Origin of the sequence: Parabacteroides merdae ATCC 43184 (assembly GCF_025151215.1) — a bacterium.
GTDB classification, from domain to species: Bacteria; Bacteroidota; Bacteroidia; order Bacteroidales; family Tannerellaceae; genus Parabacteroides; species Parabacteroides merdae.
In genome coordinates this window covers 4232853-4247221 of record NZ_CP102286.1, presented here as the reverse complement: position 1 = coordinate 4247221, position 14369 = coordinate 4232853, and the positions used below count along the sequence as shown (strand labels likewise).

Annotated in this window: 10 protein-coding genes; 2 read left to right on the top strand and 8 right to left on the bottom strand. The window is 46.1% G+C overall.

Annotation, left to right across the window (positions count from 1 at the left end; genetic code table 11):
- The first annotated feature begins 10 nt into the window (after positions 1 to 10).
- Entirely contained in the window at positions 11 to 2020 is a 2010-nt protein-coding gene (locus NQ542_RS17165; RefSeq protein WP_005650498.1) for a RagB/SusD family nutrient uptake outer membrane protein, read from the top strand.
- 317 nt (positions 2021 to 2337) lie between these two features.
- On the opposite strand, the gene gltA is transcribed toward NQ542_RS17165, so the two are convergent.
- The 7 genes from gltA to NQ542_RS17130 form a co-directional block, all read right to left on the bottom strand.
- Complete coding sequence (gene gltA / locus NQ542_RS17160) at positions 2338 to 3807, bottom strand: NADPH-dependent glutamate synthase (RefSeq protein ID WP_005637367.1); 1470 nt, start codon at positions 3805 to 3807, stop codon at positions 2338 to 2340.
- An 18-nt stretch (positions 3808 to 3825) separates the two neighbouring features.
- Positions 3826 to 4623, bottom strand: a complete 798-nt coding sequence (locus tag NQ542_RS17155; RefSeq protein ID WP_005637368.1) for a sulfide/dihydroorotate dehydrogenase-like FAD/NAD-binding protein — start codon at positions 4621 to 4623, stop codon at positions 3826 to 3828.
- 95 nt (positions 4624 to 4718) lie between these two features.
- On the bottom strand, positions 4719 to 5102 hold the full coding sequence (locus NQ542_RS17150) for a co-chaperone GroES (RefSeq protein ID WP_005637370.1): 384 nt from the start codon (positions 5100 to 5102) through the stop codon (positions 4719 to 4721).
- A gap of 109 nt (positions 5103 to 5211) precedes the next feature.
- The gene (locus NQ542_RS17145) at positions 5212 to 5784 is read right to left on the bottom strand and encodes a DUF4251 domain-containing protein (RefSeq protein ID WP_005637372.1); all 573 of its coding nucleotides are present in this window, start codon (positions 5782 to 5784) and stop codon (positions 5212 to 5214) included.
- A gap of 72 nt (positions 5785 to 5856) precedes the next feature.
- Positions 5857 to 7209, bottom strand: a complete 1353-nt coding sequence (locus NQ542_RS17140) for an MATE family efflux transporter (protein ID WP_005637374.1) — start codon at positions 7207 to 7209, stop codon at positions 5857 to 5859.
- 56 nt (positions 7210 to 7265) lie between these two features.
- Positions 7266 to 8309, bottom strand: coding sequence for an ABC transporter ATP-binding protein (locus tag NQ542_RS17135; RefSeq protein WP_005637376.1), 1044 nt, complete (start codon positions 8307 to 8309; stop codon positions 7266 to 7268).
- A gap of 7 nt (positions 8310 to 8316) precedes the next feature.
- On the bottom strand, positions 8317 to 9351 hold the full coding sequence (locus tag NQ542_RS17130) for an iron ABC transporter permease (protein ID WP_005637378.1): 1035 nt from the start codon (positions 9349 to 9351) through the stop codon (positions 8317 to 8319).
- Between the two features lie 84 nt (positions 9352 to 9435).
- Between NQ542_RS17130 and NQ542_RS17125 the strand changes: the two genes are divergently transcribed.
- On the top strand, positions 9436 to 13467 hold the full coding sequence (locus tag NQ542_RS17125; RefSeq protein ID WP_005650501.1) for a hybrid sensor histidine kinase/response regulator transcription factor: 4032 nt from the start codon (positions 9436 to 9438) through the stop codon (positions 13465 to 13467).
- Here the strand turns inward: NQ542_RS17125 and NQ542_RS17120 are convergent.
- Complete coding sequence (locus NQ542_RS17120; RefSeq protein WP_005637381.1) at positions 13460 to 14359, bottom strand: alkaline phosphatase; 900 nt, start codon at positions 14357 to 14359, stop codon at positions 13460 to 13462. The two genes, NQ542_RS17125 and NQ542_RS17120, sit on opposite strands and share 8 nt — an antisense overlap.
- Between the last annotated feature and the right edge of the window lie 10 nt (positions 14360 to 14369).

Sequence of the window (14369 nt, the reverse complement as noted above, 5' to 3'; positions counted from 1 at the left end):
AAATAAAAAAATGAAATTTAGCAAGTATATTGGTTTAGCGACATTATGTATGTGCTTAAATGGATGCACGGATTTTATAGACAATGCACCAGACGATATTATTACAATAGACATGATATTCGACGACAAGACTCGTACGGAAGATTGGCTAGCAGGTGTATACCAAGGCATTCGGGATCCATACTGGGATTATACGCGTTACGATGCGTTCGAGATGCTGGCAAACGATATCACTCCATCGCAAGGCTGGTTACCATATTGGGGTAGTGACTGCGGATTAGGATTTCGCGTAGGACAATGGGAACCTAATTCAGGTTGGAGCGGATCCTATTGGACAATGTCCAAATATATTCGACAAGCCTATATTTTCATGGATAACGTAAAGGCTTTACCAAAACAAAACGTAACGGAGAGTGACGTGGAGACAATGAAAAACGAATGTCGTTTCATGGTTGCGTATTACTATTGGATGATGACCTTGGCTTATGGAGCAGTCCCTTATTTTGAAGATGATATGACTTCGGATTCTCCGGATCTAATGCGCGGTCAGAAAAGCTTTGAATGGATGATCGACTGGCTGGATAATCAATTTTTAGAATTGTCGAAAGTCCTTCCGGACAGTTGGAGTACGTTGTATGGTGGTCGCGCAACTAAATTGGCAGCATTGGCGCTTCGCGCCCGCATATTGCTATTTGCAGCAAGTCCGTTAGTAAATGGAAATGAATGGTATCTCGGCTTTAAAAATTCTGACGGAGAAGAACGTTTCAGCCAAGCTTATGATGCCAACAAATGGAAAAAAGCAGCTGACGCATGTAAGCAGCTGATCGATGAAGCCGAGAAAAAAGGAAAGGGGTTGTATATCGTAAATAACAAAGAAAACGGCAAAGTGGATCCCTTCATGTCCTGTTACGGAGCCACAATGAGAACAGAAGGAGAGGGTAACAATGAAATCATTTGGTTCCGACCTAAAGGAAATTACGGAGATTGGGAACAGCACGGAACTCCTCGCGGTTGCGGCGGTAATGGAGGCTTAGGAGTTACTCAATCACTGGTAGATGCTTTCTTTATGGAAGACGGAACGGAACCTATACTGGGATATAATGCGGACGGTAGTCCGAAAATCAATCCGAATGCGCCATTATATAGTGAGAAGGGATTTTCTACAAAACCCGAATATAGGGCAACCGATTATTATTTAATGGATGGGTACAATGATAGTAATTACCCTGACGTTACACCGGAACGAGACGGGAAACGCTTGATTGTACAACCCAACACATTTAATATGTATTGCCATCGGGAACCTCGTTTTTACCTGACTGTAGTATGGAATGGACAATGGTTCAAATGGGAAAACCGTAATACGAACTTTTTGTATGGACAACCGGACGGAGGACCAACACACGATGCTCCGCAAAACGGTTATTTAAATCGTAGTCGAGTATCATTGGATTATATACCTCGTGATAACAATCACCCTTATCGTCCGGCTATCATTTTCCGCATGGCAGAAGCTTATCTAAGTTATGCTGAAGCATTAAATGAAAGTTCAGAACGCATGAGCCACAAACAAGAAATACTCGACAATTTGAATAAGATTCGCCATCGGGCTGGTATTGCCGAATATGGAACTGGCACGGATGAGAATGGTTTTACCCGCATTAAGATCAATTTCTCAGACCAGAAAGAGGTAAGACGTTTGATACACAAAGAACGCCGAGTAGAATTTGTGGGTGAAGGAGTTCGTTACCATGATTTGCGTCGCTGGAAAACAGCCCATTATGGCATCGGAAACCTAAATGAGCAGGGTGAAAATCCAGATTGGGGTGTCAATGGACCGGATTATGGGATGAATTATTATGGAACCGAATATACTGATCAAGGAGACAACGCCTTCTTCAAACGCACAAAATACATGGATCGTGTTTATCCTCGCAAATTCTATTGGTATCCGATACATCAATCAGAAATAGATAAGGATCCAACATTGGTTCAAGGCCCATTTTGGCTTGGAGAGTAAAAGTGTATAAAGAAGATAAACTGGACGCAGACGTCGCAGAATGCGCTAATTAACGCAGACTTATTTTATATTGTCAATTAATATATCTACGCTTGTCTGCGTAATCTGCGTCCAGTAAATATAACCATGAATTGTGACATAACTGGGCAATGTTTCATGTCCTGGTATACACTTTATTTCTTATTGCAGCAACATTCCACATAACCATACATCGGTGCAAGTATAAATAAATCACTAAAACAGTTTCTAAAAAAAGGATAGCTTCCCGAACCCCGAAAAGCTATCCTCAAAAGTCAAAATATTGAAAAAATACCACACTATCCCCTCAATGCTTCATCCATTGCAGCAGCAGCCTTACGACCGTCACCCATTGCCAGGATTACGGTTGCACCGCCACGGACGATATCACCACCCGCATATACATCAGGCAAGGCTGAGCGCATATTTTCTTCATTCACCACGATCGTTCCCTTTTTGCTTACTTCCAATCCCTGGAAAGCACGCGGGATAAGCGGATTGGGAGAAACACCGACGCTGACAATCACTTCATCCACATCAATTGTTTCGATCGCTCCTTCGACTGGTACAGGACGACGACGTCCGGAAGCATCCGGTTCACCCAGCTCCATCTTCTGCAAGCGCATCTGTTTGACACGGCCCCGTTCGTCACCAAGATATTCGACCGGATTATGCAAGGTCATAAACTCCACACCTTCCTCTTTGGCATGTTTCACCTCCTCCAAGCGTGCGGGCATCTCTTCTTCACTACGGCGATAAACGATCATGGCACGTTCGGCACCCAAGCGGCGAGCAGTACGGACCGAGTCCATTGCTGTATTGCCACCACCGATGACAGCCACTTTCTTACCCTGCAAGACAGGCGTATCGCTATCCGGATTGGCTGCATCCATCAGATTGACACGTGTCAAGTATTCGTTGGAAGACATCACCCCGACCAGGTTCTCTCCCGGAATATTCATAAAGTTAGGAAGCCCGGCGCCACTGGCAGCGAAGATTCCTTTGAAACCATCCGCATGCAGATCGTCATAACTGATTGTCTTACCGACAATACAGTTTGTCATGAACTTCACACCCATCTTGCGCAGCCCTTCAATCTCTACATCCACAATCTTATTCGGCAGGCGGAATTCGGGAATACCGTATTTCAACACACCACCGATTTCGTGCAAAGCTTCGAACACCGTCACATCATAGCCACGCTTTGCCATATCACCGGCAAACGAAAGGCCGGCGGGACCTGAACCGACAACGGCAATCTTAATGCCGTTCTTCTCCGCTACTTCCGGGATGGAAATGTTTCCGCTTTCCCGTTCATAATCGGCGGCAAAACGTTCCAAGTAACCGATAGCGACAGCCGGTTTACCCATCTTCAGATGAATGCACTTGCTTTCGCACTGTTTTTCCTGCGGACATACACGGCCGCAGACAGCCGGCAATGCACTTGTTTCCTTCAGCACTCTGGCTGCTTCCAGAAACTCTCCCCGCTCGATGTTCTTCACAAACGTCGGGATATTGATACTTACCGGACATCCTTGCATACAGGTCGGATTCGGACAGTCCAGACAACGCTGGGCTTCCTGCATGGCCTGCTCCTTCGTCAATCCGAGGTTTACCTCTTCGAGGCGGGTATGGCTGCGGTATTCCGCATCCAGCTCATTCATTTCTACACGGGGGATATCCGTACGTTCCTTATTTTTTTTGCTTTTACGCAGTGCTTCTCTCCACGGTTCGGCACGACGGGCAGCGATCAGTTCTTCTGTTGTCATTTGTTTACTGTGGTTTCGTTATTTCTTTTCAATATCTTTATAAGCACCGAGGCGCATCAGCATCTCATCGAAATCTACTTGGTGAGCATCGAATTCCGGTCCGTCCACACAGACGAACTTCGTCTTTCCTCCGACCGTAATACGGCAAGCGCCACACATTCCGGTCCCGTCCACCATAATCGTATTCAAAGAGGCGACTGTCGGGATCTCGTATTTCTTCGTCAGGGCAGAGACGAATTTCATCATGACGGCCGGACCGATCGTGACGCACAAATCCACCTTTTCACGGTTGATCACACTTTCCACGCCATTCGTCACCAAACCTTTTGTACCGTAAGAACCGTCGTCTGTCATCACGATCACCTCATCGGAGTTGGCGCGCATCTGCTCTTCCAAGATAACCAGCTCCTTCGTACGGGCGGCCAGCACTACAATCACACGGTTGCCCGCCTTATGAAAAGCCTCCACGATCGGCAATAAAGGAGCCACACCGACACCACCGCCGGCACACACGACCGTGCCGACTTTCTCGATATGGGTGGCTTGCCCCAGCGGACCGACCAAATCGGTAATATAATCACCGGCATTCAGTTCGCATATCTTTTTTGACGAACCTCCTACAGCCTGGATCACGAGTGTGATAGTTCCTTTCGTCGTATCAGCTCCGGCAATGGTGAGGGGAATGCGTTCACCTTTCTCACCCACCTTCACGATAACAAAGTGGCCTGCCTTACGGGAGCGAGCAATCAAAGGTGCTTCCACTTCCAGTTTCACTACGTTGGCAGAGAAATGTTCTTTACTTACAATTTTATTCATTATAATCGCTACTATTGATAGTTAGTCTTGTTGATTTGGTTGCAAAAATACATCAAAAAACTGGATAGCACAGTATTTTGCCAAACAAAAAGGAGTTATTCGAACAAACCTTCGTCACGAACCAACATCAAAATAGCCGAATGAGGGACGATCAGGAACTTCTCTTCATTAAAATTGATCTCGTAAGCCGCATTCTGTAGAAATACAGCCAAATCGCCTTCATGCGCCTGCAAAGGAAGATAATGCACCTCACCCTCTTTCTTCTTTTCCCATACTTCATGTTCCTCACTCTGGGAAGGAAGCGGGAAACCGGGACCGACCTTGATGATATAGCCGCTCTGAATCTTCTCCTGCTGGACGGTAGGCGGCAGATACAATCCGGATTTTGTCTGACTCTGCGGGTTCTTCGGTTTGATAAGCACCTTGTCACCCACCATCAGGAACTTATCTATGTCTTTCTGATCTATTGCTAATTGCATGACTTTTATGTTTATGATATTTTGACGGACAAAGATATAAAATACGTTGCACAAAAAAAGCTGCTTTCCTTTCCGAAAGCAGCTTTTCCTGAACAAAAGAATCTACACGTCAGATGGCACGCCCCTTAAACACGTTGGACTGATCCGACGGATACAGATAACCGGTAAACGAAATACGGTTGCTGTTGAAGTTCGGACTCACAGTTGCCGTACACTTGTTCGTGCCTTTTACCATACGGATTGTCACATTGGCGGAGACTGCAACACCTTGTACCATCATACTAAACGTGACATTTCCTTTTTTGTCTGTTTTCATCTCTATATTTGAAGCACTGCCATCGACCGTTATCCCCCCGATCCCGTTCGGGCCGGCAGCGGCAGTATTGAAAGCCAACTGGATAGTCGCCCGGTCACCTTTCATGGAAACAAAGTTCGTGCTCGGGGTCACATAGACGAATTGTCCACGCTTAAACTCGACACGTTCGGCTTCCAATACAAAATCTTTCTCCTTCAGTGCTTGTACACCTTGTTCGAACAAGGCCATCTGTTCAGCTGCTTCGGCGGCTTTCTTCGCTTCTTTTTCTGCTTTCTTGGCGGCCTTCTCGGCAGCTTTATCCTGCTGGGCCATCATTGTCCCTGCACTAAATAGCAGGACAGCCAGTAATAATAATACTCTTTTCATACTTCTCATTCTTTTAGTTGAAACCTAATCAATCTACTTTCATATAGTATGACAAACAAGATACTAAAAAGTTCAATCCGAATTCTTACTTTTCATGTTTTTAACATGATACCACAAAAAGAGCCAAGCAGTTACAGCCGCAACAAAATCAGAGAAGGGAGCAGCATACCAGACACCATCCAACCCCCAAAAGCGGGAGAACAGCAACATCGCTGGTATCAGGAACAAGACTTGGCGGCTTAAACTCAAAAACATAGCCTTCCAAGCAATCCCGATGCTTTGGAAAAACTGGCTGATCGAGATCTGCGAACCGACGACCACAAATACCAGCAAACTGATCCGCAAGCCATTTGCCGTCACATCCAATAAATCAGGATCGTTCGTAAAGGCACGGGTGATCAATTTCGGAAACGCCACGCTACAAAAGCAGCCGACTCCCATGATAATGGTAGCGGTTATAATGACCAGACGTAGCGTTTCCTGGACACGCTCGTATTTCTTTGCCCCGAAATTGAAACCGACAATCGGCTGCATCCCCTGCGCGATCCCGATAATCAGCATCACCAAAAGCATTCCGACACTGGTGATAATGCCGTTTGCCCCCAATGCCAAGTCTCCCCCATGCTGTTTGAGTGCATAGTTCTGGATCACCACCACCAAACTTCCCGCCAACTGCATGGCAAAAGGCGAAACACCGATCGTCAGGATATTCCATACCACATGCTTTTCCAGCTTGAACGTCCCTTTATGGAAACGGACGATACTGTCTTTTTGGACAAAATGGTTCATGACAAAAAGAGTACAGAGCAGCATCGAGATGATCGTCGCAATGGCAGCCCCCTTAATCCCCATATCCAGCCAGAAAATGAAAATAGGATCAAGTATCACATTGGTTATCGCCCCGATCAGCATGGTAAACATTGCTTTCTTCGGATAGCCGGAAGCACGCATGACAGCGTTGAAGCCAAAACTGAGGGAGGTCAGGAGCGTCCCCGGAACCACGATATTCAGATAGTCCTGTGCATACGGGATGGTCTGTTCGCTTCCCCCGAAAGCCAGTAATAAATCTTTCATCCAGATCATGCAGGGAACTACTGTCGCAAGCGTTATGATGAATGTCAAGGTGAAAGCATTCCCCAATACCTTTTCCGCCATCTCATTCTCCCTCCGTCCCAGATAGATGGAGACACGCGTCGCAGCCCCCGCCCCTATGAGCATTCCAAACGCTTGGAGGAACAACAGAATAGGGAATGTCAGCGTCAATCCTGCCATTGCCAGCGGACCGACTCCCTGACCGATAAAGATACGGTCGACAATATTATAAAGAGCATTCACCATTGTACCGATCACTGCCGGCATCGCATAATGCAACAACAACCGGCCGATCCTTTCATGCTCCAGCCGCCATGTTATTTCGTTTGCCATATTTATTCCTTTTAATCTTAAACAAAACTTTTATTTCCTACCGGGAAAATTTATTGTCATAAGCGAGAAACGTTGTTTCCATGTCCATAAAAACTTTTTCTCATGCCGATAAGAGAGACAAGCTCCGCCACCGTCCGGAGTTCTTCCTTGCAGCCCTCAGGGAAAGCCACAACCAGTTCATGCGGGCTCTTGCAAGTGATATTCAACTGCCCTTCCTTTACGGGCGAAGGACGGTAACCATTACGGATCAGAGCATTCCCTACCCAATAAGAAGTCAGAAAGTCGCCTTCCACACCGATGGGTGACGTAGGAGCTTCCGTATTCAGCTTTCCGGTTGCCGGATCGAATACGATTCCCTCCTTACCGAAAAAAGATTCAAAAGCTCCACTCATAATCAGGTCTTCGGGAGTTCCGCAAGCCATCGGACGTCCTTTCTCCTGTAGCCAAAGGCAATCCCCCATTTGGATAGCCAGGTCCAGGTCGTGAGTAGAAAGCAGAACCGCTTTCTCTTGCTCGACTGCCAGGCGATGCAACAAAACCATTGTTTCGATACGGCTGGTCACATCCAGAAAGGCGGTCGGTTCGTCCAACAGGATAATCGGGCACTGTTGGGCAAGCGCCTTGGCAATCATAGCCTTCTGCCGTTCACCGTCACTTAGCTCCGAGACATAGTTATTGGCTTTATGAGCTATGCCGGCAGCTTCAAGCGATTGCTCGATGATAACATGATCCCGCTTCTTCAACTGTCCGAAAAAGCCGGTATAAGGATGCCTGCCCAACGAAACCAGTTCATAGACGGTAATTCCTCCTGCATTAGTCTTTTCTGTCAGTACAACACCGACAGTCAAGGAAAAGTTTGCCTGCGAATAACCGGAAAGAGGCTTCCCCATCAAACGTATTTCCCCTCCGAGTGGAGGCTGAAAACCACAAAGCGTACGAAGCAGCGTCGATTTACCGGCACCGTTCAGTCCCAACAAACAAGTCACCTCGCCCGAAACGAGTTGCAGGTTCAAATCCTCATGGACCACTTTCCTCTTACCGCCTTTCAGCAGGTAACCGATACAAAGTCCTTTTGTTTCTATTGCAGCTACTTTTGTCATATATCGGTCAGTCAAAGTATTGGATGTTTTTCCGGTTCACAATTACATAAATGATGACAGGCGCACCGAGCATCGGAGTCACGGCATTCAGCGGCAATATGTTATGCGTACCCGGCAATACCATCAACAGATTACAAAGCAACGCGATGCAAGAACCGGTCAGCAACGTTACAGGAACCAGCATCTTATGATTGGATGAGCCCAACATCAAACGTGCGACATGCGGGACCGCCAGCCCGATAAAGGAGATCGGCCCGCAAAAGGCAGTCGTAGTCGCAGTAAGCAATCCTGTACACAACAGGATCAGAATACGCGTCCGCCTGATCTTGATTCCTAAATTGGCAGCATACATTTCTCCTAAGAGCAATGCATTCAGAGGTTTGATCAAAAGAATGGCCAATAGCAATCCTATACAGGTAAAACCGGCAAAATAAGGCAGCTGTTGCAAGGAAACCCCGGAGAAGTTCCCCAATCCCCACATCACAAATGCATGCACCTTGTCAGTCGATGCATAATAATTCAGAACCGAAATCAATGATGAAGCGAGATAACCGATCATAATACCGATAATCAACAACATGACGTTATTCTTCACCTTCGCCGAGAAATAAATAATCAATCCCAAAATACAGGCCGCACCACTAAATGCGGCCATGATAACCGCCAGATAACCGCTGATCGGCAAATCGGTCACCATACTCAACGAACCGCCGAAATAGAGCATGATCGCAGCGACTCCCAGATTGGCCCCGTCACTGATTCCCAATATGGAAGGACCGGCAAGCGGATTCCTGAACAATGTCTGTAGCAACAATCCACTAACAGCCAGCGAAGCACCTGCTAACAAAGCCGTTACAGCCTGGGGAAAACGGCTCTGCAACACAATATTCTGCCATGCAAGTCGCTCCGTTCCCTCTCCCAGCAATATATTCACCACACTTTCAACGGGTATCGAGACAGCGCCATAAACCAGTCCGCCGGCAAACAACAGCAACAGGAGAACTAACAAAAACGGATAAAAAATGAAGACTTGCTTTTTCATGCCTGCAAAGATAATGCTTTTGGAAAAATTTTTTATCTTAGCCCCTTAAACAACAGAACTGCTAATGTTATATACTATAATACTATGAGAAGAATCATCATATCACTCATACTGCTTGTAGGATTTTGCTCCGGCACATACCCGATATATTTCAAGCATATAGGCATGCAGGAAGGCCTGTCACAACTTTCCGTCATGGCCATCTACCAGGATAATTTGGGTAGAATGTGGTTCGGGACGGAAGAGGGAATCAGCATATACGACGGCGTACAGACCAAAGTATACAAACCATCCGAATTTCATCGCCAAAACGCCAATCCGATAGGTAACCAGACGCACTTCATTGCAGGCGACAAAGATGGAAATGTTTTCTTCGACTCCGATCAATCCTTGATCCGCTATGACATCCAGACACAGAAATTCTCATGCCTACGGAAATCAAACGTATATACCGTCGCTTCTATCAAAGGAACAATATGGGTAGGAATAGCTGACTCCATACTCACCTGGAATCCGGATAAAAACGATTTCGATTTCGTCACGAGGCTGGAAAATCGGAACCAGCGTGCGACCTGTTTGTTGGAAGATTCCGGCGGCCGGTACTGGATCGGCACTACAGACGGACTCTTCAAGATGAATGACGACAAATCCCTGACCTGTATGATCATGGGAGAAGACATTTACGACCTATATGAAGACTCCAAATATAATCTTTGGATATCCATTCGCATGAATGGCATGTACAAAAGGGACGTGCACGGCAATTTCACCCGTTACCGTTACGATCCTTCCAACCCCAACAACATATCGAGCAACCAGGTCCGGGATTTCGTGGAAGACAACTTCGGGAACATCTGGTTCGGCACTTTCACCGGGCTAAACAAATATAATCCGACCAGCAATCAGTTCGAAGTTTATGCCCGCAACCCTCTGCCCGGCAGCATGACCCATTCATCCGTATTCCCCGTTTACAAAGACAGACAAGGCACGATCTGGTTGGGGACCTATTACGGCGGTGTCAATTATTTCAACCCGGAGACAGATATTTTCACGGTTTATGCAGCTAACAACAGCCGGAACGATTGCCTGAATTATCCTTTCGTCGGTAATATGGTGGAAGATAAAGACAATAATATCTGGATCTGTACCGAAGGAGGTGGGTTGAACTTTTTCGACCGGAAAACGAAGAAATTCACCTACTTCATGGCCGATGAGAATCGTAACTCCATTGCTCATAACAACCTGAAGGCAATAGCCTACAGCCCTGAACGCAACAAACTGTATATTGGAACACATACCGGAGGACTATCCATCTACGACATCAAAAACAAACGGTTCAAAAATCCCTATTTCGAAGATCCGTCTTATGCCGTAATAGCAGGCGACCGCATCAACCAGATGAGAATCTACAATGACGAATTGATTTGTACCGGACCGAAAGGAATCTTCAAAATGAATCTATATACAGAAAAAGTATCTCCATTGTTCAAAAGCGGTAAGTATTACGGGAACACCTGCTTCCTAATTGACTCGAAAGGGTACATTTGGTTGGCCTACGGCAAAGGTGTCTGGAAGATCAACCTCGAAAATGAAGAAGACAAGGTACAATACCGTTCTGGTGAAAACGGATTGGGAACATTTCCCATATCTCAAATAATCGAAGACAAAGAGGGACGGATCTTCCTCGGAACCCGTGGCTCCGGCCTGTTCCACTATGACGAGAAGAACAAACGGTTTATCGGATATACAACCGAAAATAGCTTCATCGCCAGTGACTACTGCTATGAACTCACCTTGTCGACCCTGGACCAATTAGTGATAACAGGCGACAAAGGAATTACCTTTTTCGATCCGGATCAAAACCTGTTCAAGGTCGTGGAACTGGGGACGGCCCTGCCTCTGACAGGCATAAACATCGGTTGCGGAATCCTGGTCTGCAAAAACGGAGAAATATTCGTCGGCAGCAGCAATGGCATGGCGACATTCTTTGAACAGCAGTTGTTCAACTCCGCCAAAGACTACCAACTATATTTTTCCGACCTGTTCATTAACAACGAACAAGTTTCTCCCGGCGACCACAACAAGGTGCTGGCCACCGCCCTACCTTTCACTCGAGAAATAGAGCTGGCCTATAATCAAAATAATCTGATTTTCACTTTTACATCGAACAACTATGTCAATACGCTGAAAAAGGCGTCTTACGAATACATGTTGGAAGGTTTCGACAAGAAATGGATACCCAGCAAAGACAACAATATTTTCTATACGAACTTGAACCCCGGAAAGTACACGCTCATCGTCCGGGAAATACAATACGACCCGAATCAGGAACAACCGCGTACCATCAAGATGGACATTCATATCCATTCCCCCTGGTATGCATCCAACTTAGCTTATTTCCTCTACTTCATCTTGATCATTAGTATACTGTACAGCATTTACCGTTTCAAGAAATCACAATACATGTTGCAAACTTCACTGGAAATGGAACGGAAGGAAAAAGAAGCGATCGAAGAGTTGAATCAGGCAAAACTACAGTTCTTCTCCAACATCTCGCATGAGTTCAGGACACCGTTGACACTGATTATCTCCCAGATAGAACTCTTATTACAAAGCAGTTCATTGTCACCTTCCGTATACAACAAACTGCTGAAAGTATATAAAAACACTTATCATATGCGGAACTTGATCAGTGAGTTATTGGATTTCCGTAAACTGGAACAGGGACATATGAAGCTGAAAGTGTACGAGCAAGACATCGTCCCGTTCCTGAAAGAGATTTACCTGTCTTTTTATGAATATGCGTCCAGCCGTTCCATCACATACAATTTCACGGCTCCGCAAGAGAATGTTTTGTGTTATTTCGACCCGAAGCAAATGCAAAAAGTCTTCTATAACCTGCTATCCAATGCTTTCAAGTACACCAAACCGAATGCAGCCATTGAAATGATTTTGGAAAACAAAGAAAATGAAGTTACCATTAAAGTTATCGACAACGGTATCGGTATCAGCAAAGAAGATATAGACAAAATATTCGACCGATTCTATCAGGCTGAAAACGGTATCTCGAATATCACCAAGACTCCCAGCACGGGGATCGGACTTTCATTGACCAAAAGCATAATCGAGTTGCACCACGGAACGATACAAGTGGAAAGTACACCGGGCTACGGTAGTATTTTCATTGTCCATCTCCAGAAAGGCTACACGCATTTTACCGAGGAAGAACTGGCACAAAAGCAGCAAAAAAAGCAAACGGAAAGCCTGATTCCCGACACGGTCGCCTTTTCCGATCACATGGAAGAGTTTTCCGATACGGAACAAAAAGAGCTATTGATCGAAGGAGACGATTCCCCTCATACGATCCTACTGGTCGAAGACAACGAAGAGTTACTCCAGATACTCAACTCCCTGTTCTCACCGACCTACCGCGTCCTACTGGCACGAAACGGTAAAGAAGGATTGGAAAAGGCACGCGCAGAACGACCGGACATCATCGTTAGCGATGTCATGATGCCGGAAATGTCCGGAACAGAGATGTGCTTGAAGATCAAAAATGATTTTGATGTATGCCACATCCCGGTCGTACTGCTTACGGCACTCACTTCCGCCGAGCAAAATATCGAAGGCTTACAACGAGGCGCCGACGACTATATAAACAAACCATTCAATGCAAAGGTATTACTGGCGCGTTGCAATAACCTAGTCCGTAATCGTATTATCCTGCAAAAGAAATTCAGCCAGCAGAAAGATTTCGATGCGCAATCGCTGGCAAGCAACCCGATAGACCAAAAGTTCTTGGATACGGTCAACTCGATCATTGAAAAGAATCTTGATAATATCGACTTCGACATGAATATGATGGCCCGCGAGTTGGGACTCAGTCGAAGTTCATTGTATGCCAAATTCAAGGCACTGACAGGTATGACACCCAATGACTTTGTCCTCAACTGCAAACTGAAGCGGGCCGCAACCATGTTGACGGAAAACCCCGATCTACAGATCGCCGACATCTCCGACCGGCTGGGCTTCGGTTCTCCGCGTTATTTCACCCGCTGTTTCAAAGCCCAGTTTGAAATTACCCCGGCTGAATACAGAAAGAAAACGGTCATTTAAACACCTGGATCATCGGACGTCCGATCCAAACCTGCGGCTGTTTCAACCCGAAGATATAAGCGATTGTCGAAGCACAGTCGAACTGCATCATGCTTTCCTGGAATTCATATCCTTTCTTGATTCCCTTGCCGGCAATAATAAAGGCAGTCTCCATTTCTTCCATGGTCTTGCCGCCATGCCCCTTCTTGATACCACCATGATCGGCTGTGACGATAAAGATAGTCTCATCCAACATACCTGCATCCTTAACCGCCTGAATGATTTGGCCGATATAGCCGTCGAGCTCTTTCAGCTTTTCATAGTAGGCAGGTGTGTCATGACCTTCAGCATGACCGACATGATCGGGTTCGTCGAAAACGATATTGACCAATGCCGGATGTGCACGCTTGATATATTCAACCGCACATTTGGCAGTGGCCGGATTCTGCGGCTTTTCCGTAATATTTTTATCATAACTCAAAGCTAACGTATCGACAACGTAACGGATTCCCGCCCATTCACAGATACAGCCGATTTCAGCTTTCGGATCAGACTCGCGAAGCAAGCTGAACACAGTCGGGAAAATACCGTGCTTATTCACTACACGGGAAGGCAGTTCCGGAGTTTGCGATCCCCATTCCGTGTAACCATGAAGTTCCGGTCCCGCCCCCATATACATGGAAGCCCAGTTTACGGCACTGGAAGACGGAAGTACAGAGCGTTTTTTCAACGTATAAGATCCTTCTTCCATCAACTTCTTCACATTCGGCATTTCGGCCTTGTTCACACTATAAGCGCCCCAGCCGTCCAGACCGATCAAAACTACATGTTTGGCTTTCCACTTGGCAGCCATCGAAGCATCGGCAAACAACATCAGAAATACCAATGCGAAAATCAACTTTCCTGTTTTCATGCTATCTTAA